The organism is Butyrivibrio sp. VCB2001 (assembly GCF_000423965.1).
In the GTDB taxonomy this organism is placed as follows: Bacteria; Bacillota; Clostridia; order Lachnospirales; family Lachnospiraceae; genus Butyrivibrio.
The window spans coordinates 141,472-166,980 of record NZ_AUIZ01000003.1; the positions used below are offsets into that span (position 1 = coordinate 141,472).

The following is a 25,509-nucleotide window of genomic DNA, read 5'->3' on the forward strand; positions in this document are numbered from 1 at the left end:
ACTGCCTCTCACCAACCGGCAGCTCTCTGGATGCTTTCAGTAGAGCCTACTGTCTTCGTCATAGCTTTTTTATTCGATTTAATGCACACATTCTACTACCTTATCAAAAAATATGCAAGAGATTATTTCCCTGTCCAGGTAGCAAATTCTTCGTCGGTACACTTAACAAAGTGTGTGCCGTCAACCAGGTGGTCTGTGCCCTTGGTATAATCGATTCCCGACGTCTTGTAGTCATAGTTTATGACTTCGCGGTTCTTCTCAAGCTCCGGATTGGGAATCGGGATCGCGGATAAAAGACTCTTCGTATAGGGATGAACCGGATTGGAAAAGATCTCATCTGTGGTTCCCGTCTCAAGAAGGTGCCCAAGGTGAAGAACACCGATCCTGTCGGAGATGTATTTTACCATGGAAAGATCATGGGCTATGAACAGATATGCTGTTCCAAGCTCTTCCTGAATATCCTTCATCAGGTTTACTACCTGAGCCTGAATGGATACGTCAAGAGCTGATATACACTCATCTGCGATGACCAGCTTGGGATTAAGGATAAGGGCTCTTGCGATTCCTACCCTCTGCCTTTGTCCACCGGAGAACTGATGCGGATATCTGTCAGCATGCTCTTTGGCAAGTCCTACCTTCTGAAGGATTGCCTCGATCTTGGCATCTTTCTCAGCCTTGAACTTGTAATCATTATGGATATCAAGCGCCTCGCCAATGATGTCCTTGATCTTCTTTCTTGGGTTTAAGGATGCCATAGGATCCTGGAATATCATCTGCATCTGGCGACGCAGGTTGTTTTTGGTCTCTCTGGACATCTTGCCGGAAATATCCATTCCACAGAAGTTGATCGATCCTTCTGTGGGATCATAGAGCCTTATGATGCTCCTTCCGATGGTGGATTTACCCGATCCGGACTCACCTACAAGGCCGTAGGTCTCGCCTGGATAAACCTTAAAGCTGACGTCGTCGACCGCCTTAACGGTATAGGTCTTACTTACAGGGAAAAACTGCTTAAGTCCCTTTACCTCCAAAAGAGGCTCTGCATTATAGTTTGCTGCCATTTGCCTGCGCCTCCTTCTTCATTCTCTCAATCCTGTTTTTTAATTCAACAGGCATCTCTACCTTGGGTGCTCTTGGGTCAAGGAGCCATGTGGCTGCCGAGTGAGTCTCTGTTATCTGGAACATAGGAGGCTCGAGCTTATCATCAATTTCAAGAGCATAAGCATTTCTCGGTGCAAAAGCATCTCCCTCCTTCTCATGGAGAAGGTTTGGCGGAGAACCGGGAATTGTATAGAGCCTGTCATCATCAGTGCCAAGGTCAGGCATAGCTGATAAAAGTCCCCAGGTATACGGATGTCTTGGATCGTAGAATATCTCGTTTATATTTCCTACCTCTACGATCTTGCCGGCATACATTACGTTTACATAGTCGGCAACCTTAGCCACAACGCCAAGGTCGTGAGTGATATAGATTACTGCGATATCTCTTTCCTTCTGTACCTTTTTGATAAGCTCAAGGATCTTGGCCTGGATATTAACATCCAGCGCTGTTGTTGGCTCGTCACAGATAAGAAGATCCGGGTTACAGGAAAGAGCAATGGCAATTACTACCCTCTGTCTCATTCCGCCTGAGAGCTGGTGAGGGTACTGCTTCATTCTCTTTTCCGCATCCTCGATACCAACCTCCTTAAGAAGTCCTACGGCTCTGTTATAGGCATCCTTTTTATCAATCTTGTAGTGCCAGATCATGCCTTCCATGATCTGCTTACCGATGGTCATTGTAGGGTCAAGACTGGTCATGGGATCCTGGAAGACCATGGCGATCCTTCGGCCGTTGATATGCTTTCTGATCCACTTCTTGTCCATCTTCAGGATATCGGCTTCCTTCCAGACTGCATTTGCATCATCTTCAGGGTTGTAGTCGATTCCGCCCACATTGTCACGGTATCTGTAGATAATCTCCCCCTTGTTTACCACTGCGTTCTTGGCAAGGATTCCCATTGCAGCACGCATGGTTACTGATTTTCCTGAGCCGGACTCACCGACGATGGCTACAGTCTCACCCTGGTAGAGATCTATATTTACTCCTCTGATGGCATGAACTTTTCCTGCCGTAGTCTCAAAGGTGATGTCGAGATCTTTGACATCAAGTATTTTTTCACGTTTCTTTTCTTCACTCATCTGTGATCACATCTCCTTAAGCTTTGGATCAAGGGCTTCTCTGAGGCCGTCTGCCACCAGGTTAAAGCTCAGCATCAGGAGAGCCATAACCACAATTGGCGGTATTATCTGGTACGGATGGGTTGTGAAGCTGTTAAAGCCTTCTGAGATCAAAGATCCAAGAGAACATCTAGGCACCGGTATTCCAAGTCCCACAAAGGAAAGAAAGGCCTCTGTGAAAATAGCTGTAGGAATAGAGAACATAACCTGAGTTATGATAGGTCCGATGATGTTTGGCAGTACTTCACTGAAAATGATGTGCATGCTTCCTGCACCCAAAGTCCTTGATGCCAGAACAAATTCCTGTTCTTTAAGCTTTAGCATCTCAGCTCTGGCGATACGGCTCATTCCAACCCACTCCGTGAGCATCAGTGCCACGATGATGGTGAGCATACCGGGCTTAAATACAAGAAGAAGGAGTGTTACGATAACAAGCCTTGGAATTCCGTTGGCGATCTCCAGGATCCTCTGCATCACCATATCGACCTTTCCGCCAAAGTATCCGGAAATAAGGCCATAACTCATGCCGATGATCATATCGATGATGGCCGCTGCCACTGCGATGATGAGTGAAACCTGCGCTCCCGACCAGGTTCTGGTCCAGATATCTCTTCCGAAGTTGTCGCTTCCAAACCAGTAGAAGGTATCTGCGAGCTTATTTTCGAAGTACAGATTTATTGTCTTTGTACCTGATGTCGTCGAAATATTCTCATGGCCGTCGAACATTCCCGTGTATTCGATGATAGGGATTCTCGGTGCAAGGTTCTTTTTCGAAAGATCCTGTCCCGAATATGTGTAGTCGTTCATCACAGGTCCGACGAAAGCAAAGAAGGTGATGACCAGCACGAAGAACAGGCCAAATACCGCGCTCTTTTTCTTTTTGAATCTGGCAACGACTTCCTTCCAGAAGCTCTGGGAGGCAAAGTTTGAATCAACGAGGATGTCCTCAGTGTTGTTCTTTAATTTGAAATCCGCTTCAGTGGGAACGTAAGGCTCTTTTACTACTGCTGCTGTATCTGCCATATCAGTCGCCCTCCTTTGCTACACGGATTCTCGGATCGATTATGCCGTAGAGGATGTCCACCACCAACATTATCCCGATGTACATTGCTGAATATATAAAGCTAAGGGCTATAACAACGTTATAGTCATTAGACTGAATTGCGTTTACAAGTAGTGACCCAACTCCCGGGATGGAAAAGATCTTTTCCACAACAAGGGAACCTGTCATAAGGTCAACGATAAGTGGTGCCAGCACCGTTATGATGGGAATAAGAGCGTTTCTCAGGGCGTGGCTGAAGATCAGCTTATTGCCTGAAAGGCCCTTGGACTCTGCAAGGAGCATATAGTCTGAACCCAGAACCTCTATCATCTCTGCTCTTGTGAACCTGGCAATGGAGGCCATGGTAAACATTGAGAGCGAAACTGACGGAAGAACACTGGATCCTATCACATCCTTGGCGGAGAACAGCATTGGAAACCATTTGAGTTTGAAGCCGAACTGGTAAGACAGTGCCAGCGCGAACACATAGGATGGCACTGAAACACCGATAACCGATATGATTGTTGCCAGAGTATCCCAGATTGTGTCCTTCTTAAAGGCAGCAAGGAGCCCCAGCAAAAGACCTATAAGCGCGCCTATCATTACTGCTGCAAAACCAACTCCGATGGAGATAGGAAGTCTTGAAGCGATAAGCTGCGTGATCGGTGTGTTCTTGGAAATCTTGTAGCTAACCCCCAGATCTCCTCTGAACATATTAAAGACATACTGAAAGAACTGGACAACGATTGGTTTGTCCAGGCCGTATTTGGCATAAAGCGCAGCTCTCTGTGTGTCGTTTAGCTTCTCGTCGTTGAAAGGAGAACCCGGCATCAGCTGCATCAGAATAAAGAGAATAAGTGTGATGGCAAGCAGTGTGAATATAGCTGTGACCACTCGCTTAAGTACGTATTTTTTCATGACTACCCCAACAAAAAGGAAAATATACGCGGGGACGGATAGCTGTCAATAATCCATCCCCGCGCTGAAAGTTCTTTTAATCTATCAGTTCTTTACTGCGTTCTTATATACTCTGTTAAGAGCTACAGGGTGGAACTCAATTCCTGAAACGCTGGTGGAGATAAGCTCAGCATTGCACTGTGTGTAAAGAGGGAAGATAACTGCCTCATCCATTACGATCTTCTCAGCATCGTAAAGTGCTGCCCAACGAGCTGTAGGATCCATAGCTGTCTCACCGGTTGTGCAATCTGCGATGATTGAATCATACTCAGCATTGCTCCAGAAACCGTAGTTGTTTGAGTTGTTTGTGATCCACATTCCAAGGTATGTCATAGGATCTGCGTAGTCAGGTCCCCAACGTGTAAGAGCGATCTCAAACTCGCCTTCCTGCATACGCTCAACTCTCTCCTTCTTAGGCATCTGCTGAAGATCAACAGTAAGTCCGGGAAGTGTAGTCTCAAGCTGCTCCTTAACAACCTGTGCAACCTTGATAGGTGCATCATCTGCATCATGGATCATTGTGAGGTTGAGCTCTGTGATTCCGAGTTCCTCAAGTCCCTTTGCCCAGTAATCAGCAGCAGCTGCTGCATCATATCTGCATACATCCTGGAATCTTGTCTGATCCTCTGAGAAATCCGATCCGTCAGGGCCTGCTGCGAAGTCCATAGGAACTGCTGTGAATGTAGGAGCTGAACCGTCCTTAAGTACGTCTGTTGTGATGGCCTCACGGTTAAGTGCCATTGTAAGAGCAAGACGAATGTTGAGGTTGTCAAGCTCTTTTACCTCTTTGATGTTAGGGCTGATGTACCAGAGATATCCTGCACCGATTGCAGTAAATGCAGGGTCATCCTTAACCTGATCAACCTGCTCACCGTTTACAAGAGTTGTATCAAGGTCACCGTTCTGGTAGCTCATAAGAGCCTGCTGTGAATCCTGGATAACCTGGTAGTTAAGTCCTGCAAGCTTAACGCTGTCTGCGTTGTAGTAATCAGCGTTCTTGGTAAGGTGGATAGCTGTTGCTGCAGGCTGATAATCATCAAGAACGAATGCGCCGTTTGAAAGAGTTGTCTCAGGGCTTGTCGCAAATGTATCGCCAACGCTCTCATAGAAAGCCTGGTTTACAGGATAGAAAGTTGGGAAATACATAAGGCTGAGGAAGTAGCTGACAGGAACATTGAGCTTAACCTCAAGTGTCTTGTCATCAACAGCTGTTACACCGAGCTCTGACTTATCCTTGGTTCCGTCGATGATCTCCTGAGCATTAACGATCTGTCCGATATCGCTGAGCATGTATGAGTACTCTGAAGCGATCTCAGGATCAACTGCTCTCTGCCATGCAAATACGAAGTCGTTTGCAGTTACAGGCTCGCCGTTGCTCCAGTTAGCATCTGCGCGAAGATGGAAAGTATATGTAAGACCATCCTCAGAAATGTCATAGCTCTCTGCTATAGCATTAACTGCCTGTCCGTCTGCATCCATCTGCATAAGACCGTCTGTGTAATCTGCGATAACCTCAAATGATGTACCGTCTGTTGCCTGCTGTGGGTCAAGTGACTCAACAGGTGTCTCAAGCATTACGTTAAGGTCCTCTCCTGAACCCTCACCTGCCGGTGCCTCTGCAGCATCTGTAGCTGCTGTATCAGCAGGCTGTGCGGAATCTGTGCTCTGAGTCTGCTCAGGTGCCTGTTCAGCAACGCCGCTTACAGCTGAGCTTCCGCATCCGATCATGCTCATGGCCATTACTGAAGCCAGCATGACTGACAAAAACTTTTTCTTCATACTTATATCCTCCTAGTGAAATTAATGCTTATACATGTATACAATTGATGTATATTAACCATAGTAAGGTCTCACTGCAGTAAATGTCAACAAAAACTTTAGCACTTTAAACCGTATTTACTTCAACGCGCCTAACGGACAAAGCAGAAACCCATAAAAACAGGGCATCCGCCGTTTAGCGAATGCCCTTGGTTTTTGATAAACTTTTACAGATACTCCATCAAAGTATCGATATTTTCTTTAGTTGTAGCCCAGTCTGTGGCAAGTCTTATGACTGTGTGAGTATCATCATATTTCTCCCAGAAACTGTAGCCTACATTCTTGCCCAGTTCTTCCAGCTTGTCATTGTCTATAATGATGAACTGCTGGTTTGTGGGTGAATCAAGGAAGAATTCATAGTTCTTTTCCCTGAGGTTCTCTCGCAGAAGTTCTGCCATATCAATGGCGTTTCTGCTTATATCAAAGTAGAGGTTATCGGTAAAGAGCTCATCGAACTGAACCCCAAGAAGCCATCCCTTGGCAAGAAGCGCTCCGTGCTGTTTGATGATCGGGACATGGTGAGCTGGCTTTCCGCCCTTTGTAAACACGACCGCCTCTCCGAACATCGCTCCAACCTTGGTTCCTCCTATGTAAAAGACATCTGTCAGCTCTGCAATGTCTTTCAATGTGACGTCAGTTCTTTTGCTCATAAGACCGTATCCGAGCCTTGCTCCGTCCAGGAAAAGAGGGATCTCATACTCCTTGCAGACAGCGGATATGTCCTGAAGCTCTTTCTTGGTGTAAAGAGTTCCGTACTCAGTGGGGTGAGAAATGTACACAGCGCCGGGAAATACCATATGCTCATGGTTATCATCGCCAAAGAAAGTGCAAAGGTATGCCTTTAGCTCTTTTGCAGAAATCTTACCGATGTTTGAGCCGTATTTCTCTGTGTCTGTCTCCTCTCCCTTTGCAGGAAGCGGAAGAACCTTGTGACCGGAAAACTCGATGGCTCCGGCTTCGTGTGCTGCAATGTGTCCTGTCTGTGCTGCCACGACACCCTCGTAGGGCTTAAGAAGCATATCTATAATGGTCTGATTGGTCTGGGTTCCGCCCACCAGGAAAAAGACCTCAGCCTGAGGACACTCACAGGCTTTCTTTATTTTTTCTGCGGCGCTTTTGCAGATATCATCAGTGCCGTAGCCCACGTTCTGCTCCATGCCCATATCAAGGAGTCTTTTAAGGATATTGGGATGTGCGTTTTTTGTGTAATCACTTGAAAAAGAAATGGTCTGTGCCATGGTAATCTCCTGTTATCTTGTAAGCTCCGTAAAATCTACGGTCTCTTCCAGCGCTTTTACAAACTGTTCAAGGCCCTCTTTATCGTTCTCATCAAAGCGGCTAAGGCTCGGACTGTCGATATCGAGTACAGCTACTACCTTGCCCTCTGAGTGAATAGGAACGACGATCTCGGAGTTTGATGCGCTATCGCAGGCGATGTGTCCGGGGAATTGATGAACATCTTTTACCAGCTGGGTCTCATTGCTCTGTGCTGCAGTTCCGCAAACGCCCTTTCCAAGCTCTATTCTGATGCAGGCAACCTTGCCCTGGAATGGTCCAAGCATAAGGGATCCCTTGTTCATGATATAGAATCCTGCCCAGTTGAGATCCTCCATATTCTCATATAACAGTGCTGATGCGTTGGACATTACAGGGATGTAATTGGGTTCATCCTCAGCCAGTGACCTGATCTGCGCTGCAAGAAGTTTATAGTCAGTCATTTATCTTTTCCTCCAAATAAAAATGGGAGTGATCTCAGTTTCCTGGAATCACTCCCATTATCCTAACATCAATTTACCTTGTGCACAATCATTTTATTTTGAGTCACCGGGGACGTTTCACTTTGTCTCATTTTGAGTCAATGGGGACGTTTCACTTTGACTCACTTTTTTCTGCAAATATAGAGAAGGTGGTTCGTGTTACCAAGAAGCTCTCTCTTTTCACAAAATGCCAGATACCAATTAGCCAATTTCTCGAAGTCTTCATCTGATACAGAAAAATCTGCTCTTCGCTCGATTGGTTCAAGAAGGCCATCAACACCTGTTGTGGTGATCCATTCCACAGGCCTTCCTTTAAATAACTGCTCGAACTCCTCTATATCGTAGCCGGTAAAAAGCTGCTCTTTAAAATGCCTTACCTTATGATCATCTGTAAAGTTCTCTTCTTCTCCTGCAGCCCAGTTGCCATAAAAGTAGTTGGAGTACATGATCGCAAATACTGAAATAAAAGCAAATAAGATCACTCCGCCCGGCTTTGTAACTCTGATAGCCTCATCGATTGCTTTACTTATCTCATCAGATTCATACAGGTGATAGAACGGTCCGAAGGCAAGTGTTACATCAAAAGCAGCATCATCAAGCATAGACAGGTTCGTGGCGTCACCTTGATATGACTTTATATTCTCAATATCTTTGCTGTGTTCTCTTAAAACCTTCAGGTTTTCCTCCACAAGCTCAACGGCAGTAACATCCATGCCTTCCCTTGCAAGTGCTACAGAATATCTGCCTGTTCCGGCTCCTATTTCCAATACCTTAGAGCCTTTTTCTGCATACCTGTGAATATAGTTCATGGTAGTTGCATACTCAAGCCTTCCATGTACAGATCTCTCCAGTCTGCCGTCCTCTTCATATTGCGAATAGAATTTGCTGACAATCTCTTTTCTCGAAGCACCATCTTCTATTGCATTGATCCTGGTGAAATATTCGGTCTCGTTTTCGTGATGGATATAGGCTCCGTTCTTGATTTGCACCCTTAGGCTCGCCGGGTTGTCTTTATTCACAGACATATAAACCTCATGAATGCATCGCTGCCTTGCCTTATCAAGTGTCAGCGCCAGTCCTTTGGTGGCATATCCTCTGCCACGGTATTCCTTGGATATGCAGTAGCCTATATGTCCCGGACCTTCCCTCAGAAAATCGTTGAGGTAATGCCTTAAGTTAAATACACCAACGTAGTTGCCTTCGTCTGAAAGTACATATGTCGTATCCGCAACGAAGCCCTCCGGTAGCTCTTTTCCCATGGACCAGTTGCGCTTCATCTCTATCCAATCGAGGAACTTGTCATAATCATAGCCATACACATTGTTCATATACCCGTTCTCATTCTCCGGGAATGACATGTAAAGATCATAGGTCTTTTTGTAGTCTGAATCCTGCACTCTGATTAGTTCCATAATTTCTCCTCCTGTTTTCTGAATATAAAAAGCCTCATCAAACTTTACTGTCTGATGAGGCTTAATTAACAACTATAATGCATTTATGATAGCTCTTTATGCACCTGTCTTCATCCTCATCACCGTAACACCAACAGACCCCTGATTATTATCATTCACGGGCTTATCAGATGCTGTATCGGGGTTGATGAGGAATAATTTGATCATAAGCGTTTCCTTTTTCTGAAAAATATTAGTTGTTAGTATAATTGACTGACAACTCTGTGTCAAGAGTAAAAAAAGGACATCCGATTGGATGTCCTTAATTTCAGAGCGATAGACGGGGCTCGAACCCGCGGTCTCGACCTTGGCAAGGTCGCGCGTTACCAACTACGCCACTATCGCATATATGTAAAGTCGCTTTCGCGACAGCAAAATAAATAATAAAGTATTTGTGGCGTGTTGTCAACATGTTTTTTAAATTTTTTTACATTTCATCGCAAACCTGGAAAATCACGAACTTCAAATAGTATGAAGCTGCTCCTCCCCAAAGGATCGGGTGGTCAGAAGCCTGCTGCCTGAATTCCACCTGGCGAAGGCGCTTGTGAGCATCTCTTGCTGCATCTGCAATGGTCTTAAGGAACAGCTCCTCATCCATAAAGTGAGAGCAGGAGCAGGTTGCAAGATATCCACCGTTCTTAACGAGGCGCATTCCGCGAAGGTTGATCTCTTTGTATCCGGTTGTAGCCTTCTTGATGGAAGCTCTGGACTTTGTAAAAGCCGGAGGGTCAAGGATGACCACATCAAACTTCTCTCCCTTTTTCTCAAGATCGGGAAGAAGCTCAAATACATCTGCACACTCAAAGCTTGCAACATTCTCAAGACCGTTGAGTGCTGCATTTTCTCTTGCCTGCTCGCATCCAAGGTCTGATGCATCAACACCAAGGACTGATGATGCGCCACCGGCTGCTGCATTGAGCGCAAACGAGCCTGTATGTGTGAAACAGTCCAGAACCTTTTTGCCCTTGCAAAGCCCTCTGATAGACTGTCTGTTAAATTTCTGGTCGAGGAAAAAGCCTGTCTTCTGGCCGTTCTCAACATCGACGTAGTATTTTACGCCGTTCTCTTCTATAAGTACCTTTGTGTCAAAAGACTCTCCGATAAAGCCCTTGGTTCTCTCAAGCCCTTCAAGCTCGCGAACCTTAGCATCGCTTCTTTCGTAAATTCCGCGAACCTTAACCCCATCTTCTGCGAGAACTCTTTTGCAGGCATCAAGGATCTTGTCCTTCATTCTGTCTGTTCCAAGGGCAAGAGACTCAATAACAAGCACATCTGAAAACTTATCAATTGTGATTCCAGGCAGAAAATCCGCCTCGCCGAAGATCAGTCTGCAGGAGAGCCTCGTAAGGGCATCATCGCCCTTTAAGTACTCACTGCAATAATCCGCCATAACCGCCTTCCTGTACTCCCAGGCATTGCGGACTCTTGTCTCTATAAGTTCATCTGTGACAGGATTTTCTTTCTTCCTGGACATCATTCGAACTCTGATCTTGGAGTTCTCATTGATAAATCCATATCCCAAAAAGAAATCGTCGAAGTCATGAAGTTCAACGATATCTCCGTTTTCGAAATTCCCCTCTACTCTGTCGATCTCGTTGTCATATATCCAAAGGCCGCCTGACTTAAACTCTCTTCCCTGTCCTTTTCTAAGAATTACTTTTGCGCTCATTATTGCTCCTAATCTGATTTGTTGCTGATTTGTTTTGAAATATATGTTGACAATACAACAATATTATTCTAAAATCAATTCGTTGTCACCTTTATAATTATGACAGCGAAATGCGATAGTGGCGTAGTTGGTAACGCGCGACCTTGCCAAGGTCGAGACCGCGGGTTCGAGCCCCGTCTATCGCTCTAAAATTAAGGACATCCAATCGGATGTCCTTTTTCGTTGCCTTGAATAATGAGTCAAGTTGAAACGTCCCCGGTGACTCAAAATGAGTCAAAGTGAAACGTCCCCGGTGACTCACTCGCAGATTACCCGGTTTCTGCCGGATTCCTTGGCTACGTAGAGCCTCTCATCAGCTCTCTGCACGAACTTATCCATGCTCATGCCCTCTTCGTAGGCTGCTGCACCTATGGATACGCTGGCCTTAATAGTCTCTCCTCCGGAAGTAAGCTGCAGGGCTTCAACGGTCATCCTCAGATCCTCCAGCATTTCTCCGAACTCATCATAGGAAATTGTTTCGGGAGATATCAAAAGAAATTCTTCGCCGCCCCATCTTCCGTAGATAAGGCCTTTGTCACGATACTTTTTGAAGCATTCGGTAATGCTCTTAAGGACGCTGTCGCCTGTCAGATGTCCGTAAGTATCATTGATCTGCTTAAAATGATCAACATCCAAGATAGCAACTGACAGATTTCCTTCTTTGACGTCACCTTTTCTTAGAATTTCTGCCTCAAGGATACCCTGTATCTTGTTTCTGTTGAAGATTCCCGTAAGCGAGTCATGCTCAGCCACATACGTCATCTCTTCATTCTTCATAGCCATTCTCTGGTTATAGATCGAGGTGTAGATCATAATGGAGATAAAACCAAGAGCTGCATTTATGTAGTAAAGTATTTCCGCCAAGTTCTCATCAACATTATATTTCGTAGGTAAGTATCCGTGTTTTCCGAGGAAAACAAGAATCTCGAAGCCCAGCACTATTGTAATTGCATAAACTCCAATCTGCTTTTTGGGCCTTTTACTCAGATTCGGAATGAAGAAAGGAAGAAATATACTGGAGAATGTACCAAAGAGCCACAGATGATATCCACATTTAATCCCAAGGAAAATACTGGCAAAAATCACATGCAAAAAGATCTCAGCCTCCATTATCCATACAGTCATCAGATGTCTTCTCTTAGATATCAAAAACGCGCTGACAACATACGACAGAAAGCTGAAAATGTTGATAATGATCATTGGAGTGCAGCCAATCCAGATATAGAAGAACTCCATCAAAAAATGCGTAACTCCAAGAGAAACAGCCACCACCATGTACTGACTGTTATCCAGATAATCACCATTGGATATTTCTTTATAAGTTCTGTCCCTTAAAGTCTCTTCTCCCATGTACCCACCTTTATATTTTTCCACACCTCAATTGTACGTTATCCGGGCAGAAATGAATGTTAAAAAATAATTAAATATTCGTCTGGCCGATAGCCCTTGCGAAACACAGCATTTTCTCCTATAATAGGTAAGTCGGCATCAGAAATGCCTATCGAGGCGTGGCTCAGTTTGGTAGAGCGCTGCGTTCGGGACGCAGAGGCCGCAAGTTCGAATCTTGTCGCCTCGACTATTTCGCAACATTTGTTGCATCAAAAAACCAGCCTACTTATGTAGACTGGTTTTTATTATGCCTAAATTATTCTTCTGTTGCTTCAACTGAAGGCTTGGCCTCTTCTGCAGGAACATCTTCCTCTACAGGAGTCTCCTCTGCAGTATGCTCTGTGGAAGTTTCCTCTTCCTTCTTCTCTTCCTCAGGCTTCTTAACCGTATCGGTAAGATCCTCCAAAAGAATGGTCATCATATCCTCTTCGCTGGGTTCCGCCATTGCAGCGATCCTTCTAGCCTGATTTGTAATAATCTCCTCAAAGAGATTTCTTACTTCCCTGGCATTGGCGAAGTTGTCGATATTCTCGATCTTCCTTGCTGTGATAAGAGCTCTGATCTGGTGCTTAACATCCTCAGGTACGATGTAGTCGTACTTCTTGCAGTTCATGTTAAAGATCTCTTCAAGCTCATCGATGTTGTAATCCGGGAACTCGATGTACTTGTTAAACCTGGACTTCAGTCCCGGGTTAGAATCGATGAACTTCTTCATGGGCTCTGTATATCCGGCTACGATAACAACAAAGTCATCTCTGTTGTCCTCCATGGCCTTAAGGATAGTATCAATAGCCTCCTGACCGAAAGCATCATCCTTCTGTGCAAGGGCATAAGCCTCATCGATGAAAAGAACTCCTCCCTTGGCCTTGGCAATCTGCTCCTGGGTCTTTATCGCTGTCTGTCCGACATATCCGGCAACGAGTCCCGAACGGTCAACCTCAACGAGCTGCCCCTTTGAAAGAACACCGATCTGCTTGTAGATCTGAGCAATGATCCTGGCTACAGTTGTCTTACCTGTTCCGGGATTACCCGTAAATACCAGGTGGAGTGAAACGGGAACTGACTTAAGTCCCTGCTCCTGCCTTGCCTTCTGAACTTTAACAAAGGCCGTAAGCTCTTTTACATCATCCTTGATAGTAGTAAGGCCGATGAGCTTATCGAGAGTCTCCATTGGGTCCTCTTCAGGTTCCTTGGGCTCTTCGGGCTCGGCGGGCTTTACGTTATTATCTTTTGCAAAAAGAGCTTTCGCCTCCTCTAAGGCGTCATTGGCATTGGTAATTGCATCCTGTCCCTGAGCTTTAGCCTCCTCGGCTCTCTTCTTATCCTCAGGGGGAATGTATACGCTTCCGTTCTTAGGGCCTTCACTCTTTGGCTCAAAGCTCGGAGCTTCCGGCTTTGAACCTGTTCCTGCTGCGGAGAAAAAGTCTCCGTACAGGCTTCCCAACAGGTCCTTCTGCATATTTGTAATTTTCTTGAGTGTTTCTAATTCTTTATCTCTTTCCATATCAATCGTTCAAAAACCAACCTTTTCTTGACAGGAAAGTTCTTGTTGTTACAAGGGCGTTTACGTCCTGTCCTATAATCTGTGATGCCTGAGCTTTAACAGCTGCGGCGTTTGCTGTACCAAGATTCTTGTATGCGTCATAAGACATCTTCTTGCTGCCGTCAAGGTTCTTAAGACCCTGAGCAATGTTGCTCTCCATCTCGTGCGCATCATCTGTCTCTCTAAAGAGAATGAAGCTTGAGATGTATGGATTGTTCTCAGCCATTGTGTAGGCATATACGATAGATGCCAGCTGAGCATCCTCACCAAAGCTTGATGTGTAGCCGATCTCTGAAAGGGAGATGTTTCTTACCGCTCCGGCAGGATTGAGGTAAGATGCCTGGCACATGTAATCTGTAAGGATATATATGTTCTCCATTGTGATGTATGGAGTTGCAAGTGTTGTATTTACATACTGTGACTGCTGCTTCCAAGCATATGGATCAAAGAGTGGTGCATTGTAAGGGTGAACTGAAAGTGACCAGTCGATATTACCCTCACGGTTCATGTAGTAATTGAATCTGTCCATGTACTCCTTAGAAAGGAAGCATCCGGGATTTGACTTTCTGTTCCACTCCTGATCGAAGGATGTGTAAACTCTTGCATTTGCGTTTACAGCCTTGATCTCGTTGTAGAAGATACGGAAAGCCTTAACATACTCGCTGACATTGAGCTCAATATTTGTTGAGTTAAGGTAATACCACTCTGTTCTTGCGTTTACTTCGTTTCCGATTACCCAGTTATCAACGGTTCCGTATGCACCACCTGAATATCTCTGAGCAAGGAAAGCTGCGATAGCCTTAAGGTGCTGTGTGCCGCCGTCCTCCTTGGTATTCATGGCATATCCGGGACAAACATGAGCATCTCTTGAAAGAGGATGGATAAGGTCTGCACCTGCCTCTGTCTTGTTGTTGAGAATGGTCATGGTGAGCTGGAAGTTGTTGGCATGACACCAGCGAACAAATCCGTCATACTGCGCAAGAGCTGCACCGTTAAACTGATAATCAACTCCGTTATATGAGAAAGGAATTACATTTGATCCATCCCCGGGGCCTACGATATCACCCATGTAAAGGTTGTAGACCATCTGCGCAACTCCAAGATCCTTGAATGTTGCTGCATCTGCACTGTTGGGAAGGATACCCTTCATACCGTGGTCATTTCTTGCTACGGTCTTGGTTGCCTTAGCCTCAGGGTTTGTGATGTAGTGCTCGTCACTTACCTGGACCATTGAGCCGCTCTTTACAGCTACCAGGAACTTCTTTGAAAGATTAGATTCTGCAGTGTAATGATTGAGCGGGAAAGTAAATGTGGCATTGGTTCCTGCTGCTGTCTCGGCAACGATCTTGCCAACACAGCCGTCCTGATAAACCTCATCAGCATAGAGATAGAACTTTCCGTCTGATGAAGAAGGAACAGAACTGCATGAAACATTTACAACAACGTTGTCCCCCTGAATTGTGCAGGATGTAATGCTTACCGGTCTTCCGGCTGCCTCAGCCACAGCTCCGCTGAAGTCTGAAACAACTGCTGCACTCTTTGCTGAAGCGATCATAGTCACAGCCACCATTGCTCCGGCAAGGATCCTTTTCATTAAATTCATTTTTTTCACAACAAACCTCCAACTTGATCCACTTATGCGTTCATGATCGCATCCGTGAAGTTATTGAGTGCCTCGGCATCCGATGAATGAAGTGCACTCTTGATGGTTAATACATTTTCAAGAACGGTTACGTTCTTAAGGCCTGAAAGCTTATCGTTCATGAGCTTTCCTGTGACAGGCGCCCAAGTGCCGTTCTGAGCAAGGGCAAATACCCTGTTCTGCACACCAAGTGCTGCCATATCGTTTATGAAGTTCTCCATTGGAGGATATACCCCGTTATTGTAGGTAGGGCACATAAGAACGATCTTCCTGCAGCGCCATACTTCCCCGATGAGGTATGATACATCCGTTCCGGAGACGTCAAAAACCTTAACGCCTTTGGCACCCTTATCACGGAGAGATGCAGCCACTGCCTCAGCAGCGCTGGCTGTATGTCCGTAGAGACTGCCATATACTACTATAACACTATCTTCCTCAGATTCATAGGTGCTCCATTTCTGATATTTACCAAGGAGCACATCAAGGTCTTTTCTCCATACAGGTCCGTGCAGAGGCAGGAGCATTTGAATGTCGAGTCCTGCTGCCTTTTTAAGGGCCGCCTGAACCTGAGGACCGTACTTTCCAACTATATTAGCATAATATCTTCTGGCTGAGGCAAGAAAATCTTTTTCAAAGTCAAATTCATCCGCGAATATTCCGCCGTCAAGCGCTCCGAAGGTACCGAAGGCATCCGCAGATAAAAGAGCTTTATTCTTGTCATCATAAGCAAATAATACCTCGGGCCAGTGAACCATAGGCGCTGTCACGAAGCTGAAGGTGTGAGCACCGGTTGAGAGTGTATCTCCCTCCTTGACCTCAAGCTTATTAAAGCCCTGTGACTGTGGGAAGAACTGCTGCATAAATGTAAAGGTCTGCTTACCGCCAACTACTGTAACTTCAGGGAAAAGAGCTACCACCTTATCTATAAGTGAGCAGTGATCCGGCTCCATATGAAGCACTACAAGATAGTCAAGCTTTCTGTCCCCAAGTGCCTCTTTTAAATTCTCAATGTACTGGTCAGCCACGGTGATATCGGCAGTATCAAATACTGCAGTCTTCTCATCATCTATAAAATAGCTGTTATAGGAGACGCCTTCAGGTATTGGAAAGATGTTCTCAAATCTCTCAAGCCTTCTGTCACTCCCTCCGATCCAGAAAATTCCGTCTGCAACCTTTTTAATTCCCTTCATGTCAAATAACTCCTCTCTGCTGTTTTATTTTTTAAACTCGCTGATTGTCTTTTCAACAACCTTTATATCAATAGGCTTTGTAACATGTGCATTCATACCGGCGTCAAAGGCGTGTTGAACGTCATCGGCATAGGCATTTGCAGTCATGGCGATGATAGGTATGGTCTGTGCCCAGTCGGTTCCAAGAGCTCTGATGGCCGCTGCTGCCTCATAACCGTTCATGACAGGCATCTGAATATCCATAAGTATCATATCATAGTCGCCTTCATTTGCGGCTTTGAACATTTCAACAACTTGCTGTCCGTTGACGCCTCTTGTCACGCTTGCCCCGTACATATCCATAAGCTCGATCAGGATGTCTGCATTGATATCGTTATCCTCCGCAGCCAGGAACTTCATGCCCTCAAGAGGATTCTTTGGTTCTTCTGCTGCTGACGTCTCTATCTTGGTGATCTCGTCTATGGTAGTCCTTAAGTTGTAAGGCAATACCGGCTTTTGCATGACCTCATTGCAGCCGGCTTCTCTGAGCGCATCTTCATTTTTCTCAAAGAAATCGGTAACTGCAAGAATTACACTGTGATGACTCTTATCTTTCTTCCTGATATTTCTTATGACCTCAGCCGGCTCCATGTCGTCATAGTTTTCATCTACAATAATAAGATCGTAAGCCTTGCCTTTTGCGGCCATTTCCTCCACCAGCTTCAGGGCTTCATATCCACCTGTTGCAACTGTGGAATCCATCTGATCATTTTTGTATTTTTCCTTATAAGCCTTATCATCCGACAAACTTCCATTGACAGTAAGGAGAGTGTGCATTCCATGGGCCTTCCAGAAATCCACATTTTCAGTCTCTACTGCCTTGAGTCGCAGATTTACAATAAATGTACTTCCCTTGCCTTCTTCAGACTCAACCCTTATGGTTCCGCCCATAAGTTCTACAAGGCTCTTAGTGATAGCCATTCCAAGTCCTGTTCCTTGAATGGTCTTGGTTGCGCCTTTTTCTTCTCTAGAGAAGGCATCAAAGATCTTGTCCTTATACTCGGGCTTCATTCCGATTCCGTTGTCAGCTATAACAAACTTTACATTCTGGAAGCCTTCCGAGGAAGAATCTGACTCAGAAATAGTAAAGTCGATCTTTCCGCCTTCAGGAGTATACTTGACAGCATTTCCAAGGATATTCATAAGAATCTCATTGACTCTCTGCTTATCCGCCATGAAAATGTCATGTTGCATGTTTTCAATCTTTACAGTATAAGTCTGATCCTTAGCCTTTGCCTGGAATCCGATAACAGAGTTGATCTCCTCAAGAAGCAGTCCTATAGCCATCTCCTGGATATCCAGCGTGGTCTTTCCGGACTCGATCTTACTCATATCAAGGACGTCATTAAGGAGCGATAGCAGGTTGTGCGATGCAAGTGAAATCTTGTGAGTATACTCTTTTACCTTATCCGGCTCATCTGCATGCTTATCGATCAGCAGGTTAAAGCCGGTAATGGCATTCATAGGTGTCCTGAAGTCATGGGACATGTTGGCAAGAAAGCTCGTCTTTGCCTTGTTTGCTGTCTCTGCAGCACTAAGCGCCTCCTGAAGCTGATGATTACGCCTGAACTCCTGAGTTCTGTCATAGAGCGCAACAGCCATTCTCTTTCCGCCGTCATCAATGGTGCATACGATGATTCCGCGGTAGTAGAGATGCTCATTTGTCTTTACATTCTTAAGCCTTATCTCATCAAAGACCTGAGTATCTCCGGTCTTTCTCGCATCCTCAATAGCCTCGTAAAGCCTCTTGTCCTCGCCCTTTCTCTGAGCCTTATCGAGGTTTCTTATGTCTGCTTTCAGCTCGTCTGCCGGTATACCAAGCACAGCCTCGGCATTGGCTGTGATAAAGCTCGCTTCATACCCGTCTCCGCTTATAACTGCAAGGATATCATTGTTCTTTTCAACCACGAAATCAAAGAGCCACTCTCTGTAATGAATATCATTGTCTTTGAGCATGAGCTGCTCTTTGTTCATCCTGTCAATCTCCTTAACCATCTTGTTCAGGGTATCAGCCATGGATTCCATTGACTCAGAGAGCTGTCCTATCTCATCATTGTGGTTATCCGGATTCTTGACGTCAAAATGTCCCTTCTCAATCTCATGGGCCATATCATTGATGGCACCAAGCCTCTTACTGAAGCGATCCGCAAACAGCTGACCGAATACAAATGCCGCCAAAAAGAGCACCACAGCAATTACGATGACTGACAGAAGTATGCTGTATACGTCAGCTGTGATCTCGTTTCTGTCTACATAGTAATAGAGTGTCCAGCCATTTGCCGTACCTTGAGACTCTGCAATAAAGTATTCACCGGTTGCATGAAACTCCTCAACTTCTCCGTCTTTTATATCAGCCAGGATCCTCTCTTCAAGAGCTGTATCTTCAATTTTCCTGTGATTGACGGTCTTTCCGTTGGAATCCAGGATTATGATTCCGTTATTGAGGTAACCGGTCTTGTTTACTATGGAAAAGAACTCGCTGTCTTTTACCTTAAGAGCGATCATTCCTATGCGCTTTGAGGATGTCGGGGAGTCAAGCAGAGCTTTTATAAGATATACTCCTCCGTCATCATCAACATCCCAAAAAGCGCTGTATTCCTCACTTGTCTCCTGATACCACTGCAGCTGTTTGTCGGTGGTGGGCTTTAGGAGGAAGTCCCCCATATGCTCGCCGTCTATGAGATCCGAATATATGATTATGGACTCAATATTTGTGTCGCTGCTCAGGTAATACCAGATAAGGGGCTCGATCTCATCATTGAGCTCCTCTGTCAGGGTATACGGATCATTTTTTACTCTCTCCAGCGCTTTTCTGAATTCGTCTTCATAGGAAAAGAACTTTACGACGTCATTTTCTTTTTTGACACCGTTCTCAATACCGTGAGAGATAACATCCACGTTTCCTATCATGGCGATCTTAGTCTGCTCGATCAGGTTATTTCTGGCAACAATATAGGAATAGCTTCCCAGCAATAAGATGGGAACTATGATCAGCACAGCAAATACCCGGATAAGAGTTTTCCTTATGCTGTCCGCGTATCCGAACCTTCCAATCCTTCCAATCCTTCTCATTCTTTAGCCGCTCCTTATTTATCACTCGTGGAGTATCTCATATACCAGCTTATCTACGTTGGCAAGCGCCTCATCCAGCGTCTCTCTCCTTAGAAGCACTTTCTGAAGTTCTCTTCCGTAGGTATAGTGCACTCTTCTGTTTAAGTCCTTTCCCCAGTCCATCCAGGGAGTAAACACCAGTCCCTTTTTGTAGCAGACTTCAATCCCTTTATATGCCTCATCTACATTAAAGGCATACCCTTCCAGATATGTCTGGCTTCCGGGTCTGTCCTTCCAGAGAGCCTCCTGGCCTTTAACTCTTGAAAGAGAAGCCAGCACTTCTTTTGCCTTATCATAGTTCATGGCGTTTGCGTTAAGCGCAAATCCCAGGTCGCATCCGCCTATTATCGCCATTCCCACGCCATCAGTCCCGTAGTAAGGCATCGTTCCGATATTCATATCAGGTCTTGCTTCCTTGATGGCCAGATATGTCTCAGGGGTTCCGACGATCATGGCTGCCTTTTCACTTACAAATTCTTCGACAGCTCTTTTACCGTCAATGGTGTACATTTCCGGTGTAAGGACCTTATGCTCAAGAAGTGTCTCCCAGTCCTTCATGTAGGGACGAAGCTCCTCCGTAAAAGTGGTCCTTCCGTACTGGAGTCTTCCTCCAAAGCCGCTTCCTCTGTCGGTGGAGAAGTAATCTGCTGCAAGAACTCCCATGGCGCTGTTGGCAAAGCTGTATGGATCCTTAAGGCTCGCTGCCAGTGGTCTTATCTTTCTCACTACTCTGAAGTAGTCACAGGCTCCTATGAATGTGGCAAAATCCGTTGGAACACTTGCTCCTTTTGCGCTGAACATGTCCTTGTTGTAAAAGATACATTCCAGCTCCGAGGTGTTAGGCACTGCATAAACTGCGTTTCCGTAGCCAAAAGCTATCTTTGCCTCCCGATTAAACTTCTCGGTTATGTCGCTAAGGTTGGCAATATAGCCGGTAATGGCATGCTTTTCAGCCATCTCCTGGTTGACGTAAATAATATCCGGAGCTCCCTTGTACGAAAGCTTCGCATCCATAATGGGCTCGTAATTGCTCTTCCCTATATATTCAAATTCAAAATTATAATTTGGAAATTCTTCGGCCAGATATGCCTTAAGATTTGTTAGATTGTCCTCAGTGTACCAGGTACCGATCCTGATGGTTGTGGCATCCTCATCTTTTCCTGATGCCGGGGCAGACTCCACCCCTTTAAGTACGTGGGTTTCAGGGATTTCCGCAGCAAAAGACAGGTTCGCCCCGGCAACATTTATGCCACTAAGCGCACCTGTCAGAACAGCTACTGCGGAAAAAACACTTACAAAGATCTTTCTTAGCTTCCTGCTCTTCATATGTACCTCGTACAAATAGCCTTACTCAGTCGTCATCTGATCATGATCTTCTTTATTTCCCCAACGTAGACGATATAATATTCTCCATCTTTTTCATATTCCTCTGCCAGACTCTTATCTACAAAACCATCCTCCCTAAAGTCCTTTTTGTAGAGTACTCTTGCTGTTATGACATTGTCGGCCTCGTCAATAAAAGGTATCCCGTCGTCGTAATTGACTGTCAGACGGGCACCGGCAATCTTATCCTCTAATCTTCCGGAAACGGCCTCAAGATACTTGAAGGCCCCTCTAAATTCCTGCTGATTAAGAAAGCTCAGTGAAAACTCACCGGCTTCATCAAGGAGTTCCCTGGTATATCTCTTACCGCGAAGGAAAATATAAACAACTCTCTTATCAAAGAGATAACCTGCGCCACCCCATTTGGCCGTGGTTGTGTTTACCTTGCCCCCGCTTCCTGCTGTCACAAGAAATTTGGTACCGTCAAAAGTATATGCTCCCTGCTCGATATCGATAGGATCAACTGGCTGAAAAACGTGCATGCATTCCCTCCACTTCTCTTAAGAGCCCCGAGTCAGAAATCCCTTATGGTATCCTCCTCGGTCAATCCGGTATTCTCTATGTTCATTATCGTTACATCGTAACTAATTTCACTGTTCACTATAATAGTAACACGGTCTCCTACCTTATGTCCAAGTAATTGTTTGCCCAAAGGAGACTCAATACTGATGAGGCCTTTTAAGGAATTCTTCCTCATTGTTGTCACTACCTTGTAGGTCTCGAGGCTGCCGTCATCTTCCATTCTGATGGTAACGGTCTTATTCATTCCTACTTCGTCGTCTTTAGTATTATCGTCTATAACGCGAGCTGTCTTTATCATTCTCTCTAAGAATCTGATCCTGCTCTCATTCTGATTCTTAGCCTTTTTTGCTGCGTAGTACTCGAAGTTCTCTGAGAGATCGCCCTGAGCCCTTGCTTCCTTCACGTGCTCCAAAAGCTCTTTTCTTACAACTACCTTTCTATGTACGATCTCAGCTTCCATATCTTCGATGTCTTTTTTGGTTAATTCGTTGTTCATTTAAACCCATACCCCTGATCATTTAAATTTAAAAGAAAAAGAAGGGTAAAGCCTTGGCTCTACCCTTCCGGAAAATCTGTCTATTACCTGAATCAAGCCTTGCCAACTGATCCAAAGAGCTCCATCTTCTCCTTAACTGTAGCCTTGATAGCCTCAGCGCCTGGAGCAAGAAGCTTACGAGGGTCAAATCCCTTTCCTTCAAGATCCTTGCCTGCCTCGATGTACTTACGAGTAGCATCTGCGAAGGAAAGCTGGCACTCTGTATTTACGTTGATCTTGGATACACCAAGGTCAATAGCCTTCTTGATCATGTCTGAAGGAATTCCTGTGCCGCCGTGAAGAACGAGAGGCATTACACCTGTCTGCTGCTGGATTGCATCGAGAACGTCGAATCTAAGTCCAGGCCATCCCTCAGGATACTTACCATGGATGTTACCGATTCCTGCTGCAAGCATATCTACGCCGAGATCAGCGATTCTCTTGCACTCTGCAGGATCAGCGCACTCGCCCATTCCTACAACACCGTCTTCCTCGCCGCCGATTGATCCAACCTCAGCCTCGATTGAAAGGCCAAGCATGTGAGCTGCGTTAACGAGCTCTGATGTCTTTGCAACGTTCTCCTCGATATCGTAGTGAGATCCGTCGAACATGATGGATGTGAATCCGGCCTTGATGCACTTGTAGCATCCTTCGTATGTGCCGTGGTCAAGATGAAGAGCTACAGGAACAGTGATACCAAGGTTCTTGTCCATCTCTCTTACCATAGCTGCAACAGTGCTGAAACCTGTCATGTACTTACCTGCACCCTCAGATACACCAAGGATTACAGGGCTCTTAAGTTCTTCTGCTGTTAAAAGAACTGACTTTGTCCACTCAAGGTTGTTAATGTTGAACTGACCAACTGCATAGTGGCCTTCTTTTGCTTTTACAAGCATGTCTTTTGCAGATACTAACATTTTGTTTCTCCCCTTTATATTTGATAGTTTTGATGGTTAAAACCATTATATACTTGTTGTTTTGTTTAATCAAACCCAAAGAAGTTATCTGTCCAGAATTCTTCATCCGTTGTTGCTTCGAAACTGTCGTAGCGAAGAACGTATCCTGTATTTCTGGACATTGTAAGGCTCAAAACTCCGTCCGTTACGGTCTTTGTAGTTGGTGATACGTCAAATCCCGTGCTGTCAGATACAATCAGCTGCCTGAACTTGGCATCCTTCGGGATTCCCATGGGCCATACCTGAATATCCCTTGTGATCTCGTAGTCATTTAAGTTTATTGCAACCACGACAGCTGCGGTTCTGTTAAACCTTCCATAGGCCATGAAGTTGTTCTCGGCATATAGCTCTCTTACAGAACCTGTCTTAAGTTCCGGACATTCCTTGTGGATGCGGATCATCTCTTTATGGAAAGCGAGCATCTGCTTATCTTCCTTGCCCCAGGGGTAGGTTCTTCTGTTGTCGGGATCGGTAAATCCGCAGACTCCTGCTTCGTCTCCGTAGTACAGTGTAGGTGCTCCGGGCCAGGTCATCTGTATCATTACAGCCTGTCTCATCACATGCTTTCTGATACCTGTGTCAGCAGATGAGGACATGAGAGTATCGCACCTTCCCACCTTCTGACTAGTCCTTGTAAGGAACCTGGAGTGGTCGTGATTTGATAGCTCGTTCATTGCTGTGTAGAGAGAAGGCATTGTGAAGTTCTCGCCCCCTGCATAGAGCATGGTATCAAAAAACTCTCTGGCATTTCCCACACGTATCGGCCTGAACTCGTCGCTGTGCTTGTCCATTCCCGTAAGGAACCAGGTTACAGGCTCCATGAAGGCGTCATAGTTCATGACGGTATCCCACTCATGGCCATTAAGCCAGCTCCTGGCAGGTCCGTAGTGCTCAGCAAGGATAATGGCCTCAGGATTGGCCTTTTTGACCTCATCCCTGAACCTCTTCCAGAATCTGTGATTGTACTCCTCGGAGTGTCCAAGGTCCGCTGCCACATCAAGTCTCCAGCCATCGCAGTTATAGGGCTCTGAAACCCATTTTTTGCCGATGCCTATGATGTAGTCCTCAAGCTCTTTTGACCCTTCATAATTGAGCTTGGGCAGGGTATCGTACCCCCACCAGCCGTCATAGCTTGCGTTGTAAGGCCACTTGTCCTGAGAAAATGAGAAATATTTTCGATAAGGGCTTGTGGCTGCCACATAGGCACCTTTTTCATACCCTTTTGCATCCTCGTAGATGAGCTCTCTGTCCAGCCACTTGTTAAAGGATCCGCAGTGGTTAAAGACTCCGTCCAAAATAACTCTTATGTCTCTCTTATGGGCTTCTGAAACAACCTTGGCAAAGAGCTTGTCAGAGGCTTCTAGGTTCTTTTTATTGGTGACACGCTTAATATAGCGCTCTGCCCTCTTGTTATTTTTTTCAAACTGAGGAAGAATGTCGCCACCATCCTCAACAATCTTACCAAAGTGAGGATCGATATGATCATAGTCCTGGATATCGTATTTATGACAGGACGGAGAAACAAACAACGGATTGAAGTAGATAACTTCTACTCCAAGGTCCTTTAAATAATCAAGTTTGTCCAGTACGCCCTGAAGATCGCCCCCGTAGAACTCACAAAAATCTGTCTTGGGATCCGGATAGCTACCCCAGTCATCGACCTTTTTTGCCTTAAAGCCACTGTATGAATACTCTCCGGTCATCACATCGTTAGCCGGGTCACCGTTACAGAATCTGTCAACGAATATCTGGTACATAACTGCACCCTTAGCCCACTCAGGTGTGGAAAATCCCGGAATAACAAGGAATCTCATGCTCTCCATCACATCAGAAACAGCGCCTCTTTTGTCATAACGCCAGAAGCTTCCGTCTTTTCCTGTGATCTCAAAGTGATATCTGAATGGATCCTTGCCTATATTTATTGAAACGTCAAAGTAATCAAAACCGTTATCAGTCTCGGAGTGCTTCATCTTTCTGCTCTCAGATCCGTACACCAAATAGACCTGCAAAGCCTCCCCATGAGCGCATCTGAATCTGAAATCCGTAATACGCCCGATATCTGGTTCCGCAGGCCTTAGATAATCCAAGGTCATGTCGTGAAAGAATGCCGACTGATTCATAGTAGTTCCTTTAAATATTTTTTCGTATAAAGTAAAAAAGACAGCGGGGTAGCTGTCTTTTTAGAGAAGGTATTTCTTTCTTATGGGGTATAGCAAAAAACTATATAATGTATTGGGGGGTTACGC

At 45.3% G+C, this 25,509-nt stretch carries 19 protein-coding genes, 3 tRNA genes and 1 other annotated feature (1 of these 23 only partly in view); of the genes, 2 read left to right on the top strand and 20 right to left on the bottom strand.

Annotated features, from left to right (window positions below):
* Positions 1-71: a binding site (T-box leader), on the bottom strand; it reaches 170 nt to the left of the window's first position.
* Positions 72-122: 51 nt separating this feature from the next.
* The 10 genes from G589_RS0105340 to G589_RS0105395 form a co-directional block, all read right to left on the bottom strand.
* Positions 123-1,061, bottom strand: a complete 939-nt coding sequence (locus G589_RS0105340; RefSeq protein ID WP_026521359.1) for an ABC transporter ATP-binding protein — start codon at positions 1,059-1,061, stop codon at positions 123-125.
* Positions 1,045-2,181 (bottom strand): ABC transporter ATP-binding protein, encoded by a 1,137-nt coding sequence (locus G589_RS0105345; RefSeq protein ID WP_026521360.1) that lies wholly within the window; start codon positions 2,179-2,181, stop codon positions 1,045-1,047. Before G589_RS0105345 ends, G589_RS0105340 begins: the two co-directional genes overlap by 17 nt.
* 6 nt (positions 2,182-2,187) lie before the next feature.
* Positions 2,188-3,243, bottom strand: coding sequence for an ABC transporter permease (locus G589_RS0105350; protein WP_026521361.1), 1,056 nt, complete (start codon positions 3,241-3,243; stop codon positions 2,188-2,190).
* Between the two features lies 1 nt (position 3,244).
* The gene (locus G589_RS0105355; protein WP_026521362.1) at positions 3,245-4,180 is read right to left on the bottom strand and encodes an ABC transporter permease; all 936 of its coding nucleotides are present in this window, start codon (positions 4,178-4,180) and stop codon (positions 3,245-3,247) included.
* Between the two features lie 84 nt (positions 4,181-4,264).
* Positions 4,265-5,998: a peptide ABC transporter substrate-binding protein gene (locus G589_RS0105360; protein ID WP_035775435.1), complete on the bottom strand. Its 1,734-nt coding sequence runs from the start codon at positions 5,996-5,998 to the stop codon at positions 4,265-4,267.
* A gap of 206 nt (positions 5,999-6,204) precedes the next feature.
* Positions 6,205-7,275, bottom strand: coding sequence for a threonine aldolase family protein (locus tag G589_RS0105365; RefSeq protein ID WP_026521364.1), 1,071 nt, complete (start codon positions 7,273-7,275; stop codon positions 6,205-6,207).
* A gap of 12 nt (positions 7,276-7,287) precedes the next feature.
* Complete coding sequence (locus tag G589_RS0105370; protein ID WP_026521365.1) at positions 7,288-7,755, bottom strand: GAF domain-containing protein; 468 nt, start codon at positions 7,753-7,755, stop codon at positions 7,288-7,290.
* A 161-nt stretch (positions 7,756-7,916) separates the two neighbouring features.
* The gene (locus G589_RS18955) at positions 7,917-9,206 is read right to left on the bottom strand and encodes a GNAT family N-acetyltransferase (protein ID WP_035775437.1); all 1,290 of its coding nucleotides are present in this window, start codon (positions 9,204-9,206) and stop codon (positions 7,917-7,919) included.
* Between the two features lie 311 nt (positions 9,207-9,517).
* A tRNA-Gly gene (locus G589_RS0105390) sits at positions 9,518-9,590 on the bottom strand.
* Positions 9,591-9,672: 82 nt separating this feature from the next.
* Positions 9,673-10,914, bottom strand: a complete 1,242-nt coding sequence (locus tag G589_RS0105395) for a class I SAM-dependent rRNA methyltransferase (RefSeq protein WP_035775441.1) — start codon at positions 10,912-10,914, stop codon at positions 9,673-9,675.
* Positions 10,915-11,026: 112 nt separating this feature from the next.
* Here G589_RS0105395 and G589_RS0105400 point away from each other — a divergent pair.
* A tRNA-Gly gene (locus tag G589_RS0105400) sits at positions 11,027-11,099 on the top strand.
* 112 nt (positions 11,100-11,211) lie between these two features.
* On the opposite strand, the gene G589_RS20970 is transcribed toward G589_RS0105400, so the two are convergent.
* Positions 11,212-12,303 (bottom strand): GGDEF domain-containing protein, encoded by a 1,092-nt coding sequence (locus tag G589_RS20970; RefSeq protein ID WP_051192198.1) that lies wholly within the window; start codon positions 12,301-12,303, stop codon positions 11,212-11,214.
* A 152-nt stretch (positions 12,304-12,455) separates the two neighbouring features.
* Here G589_RS20970 and G589_RS0105410 point away from each other — a divergent pair.
* Positions 12,456-12,529, top strand: a tRNA-Pro gene (locus G589_RS0105410).
* Between the two features lie 69 nt (positions 12,530-12,598).
* Here G589_RS0105410 and G589_RS18970 read toward each other — a convergent pair.
* The 9 genes from G589_RS18970 to G589_RS0105455 form a co-directional block, all read right to left on the bottom strand.
* On the bottom strand, positions 12,599-13,846 hold the full coding sequence (locus G589_RS18970; RefSeq protein WP_081668942.1) for an AAA family ATPase: 1,248 nt from the start codon (positions 13,844-13,846) through the stop codon (positions 12,599-12,601).
* Between the two features lies 1 nt (position 13,847).
* Positions 13,848-15,488, bottom strand: coding sequence for a DUF5722 domain-containing protein (locus G589_RS0105420; protein WP_242826425.1), 1,641 nt, complete (start codon positions 15,486-15,488; stop codon positions 13,848-13,850).
* Positions 15,489-15,520: 32 nt separating this feature from the next.
* A complete protein-coding gene (locus tag G589_RS0105425) occupies positions 15,521-16,717 on the bottom strand; it encodes an FprA family A-type flavoprotein (RefSeq protein ID WP_026521369.1) in 1,197 nt (398 codons plus the stop codon).
* A gap of 24 nt (positions 16,718-16,741) precedes the next feature.
* The gene (locus G589_RS20975) at positions 16,742-19,828 is read right to left on the bottom strand and encodes an ATP-binding protein (protein ID WP_051192199.1); all 3,087 of its coding nucleotides are present in this window, start codon (positions 19,826-19,828) and stop codon (positions 16,742-16,744) included.
* A 21-nt stretch (positions 19,829-19,849) separates the two neighbouring features.
* Complete coding sequence (locus G589_RS0105435; RefSeq protein ID WP_026521370.1) at positions 19,850-21,193, bottom strand: ABC transporter substrate-binding protein; 1,344 nt, start codon at positions 21,191-21,193, stop codon at positions 19,850-19,852.
* Between the two features lie 32 nt (positions 21,194-21,225).
* The gene (locus tag G589_RS0105440; RefSeq protein ID WP_026521371.1) at positions 21,226-21,732 is read right to left on the bottom strand and encodes a flavin reductase; all 507 of its coding nucleotides are present in this window, start codon (positions 21,730-21,732) and stop codon (positions 21,226-21,228) included.
* Between the two features lie 32 nt (positions 21,733-21,764).
* Positions 21,765-22,268: a GreA/GreB family elongation factor gene (locus G589_RS0105445; RefSeq protein WP_026521372.1), complete on the bottom strand. Its 504-nt coding sequence runs from the start codon at positions 22,266-22,268 to the stop codon at positions 21,765-21,767.
* A 92-nt stretch (positions 22,269-22,360) separates the two neighbouring features.
* Positions 22,361-23,224 (bottom strand): class II fructose-1,6-bisphosphate aldolase, encoded by an 864-nt coding sequence (gene fba, locus G589_RS0105450; RefSeq protein WP_022767932.1) that lies wholly within the window; start codon positions 23,222-23,224, stop codon positions 22,361-22,363.
* Positions 23,225-23,289: 65 nt separating this feature from the next.
* The gene (locus G589_RS0105455; RefSeq protein WP_026521373.1) at positions 23,290-25,383 is read right to left on the bottom strand and encodes an alpha-glycosidase; all 2,094 of its coding nucleotides are present in this window, start codon (positions 25,381-25,383) and stop codon (positions 23,290-23,292) included.
* Positions 25,384-25,509: the final 126 nt, after the last annotated feature.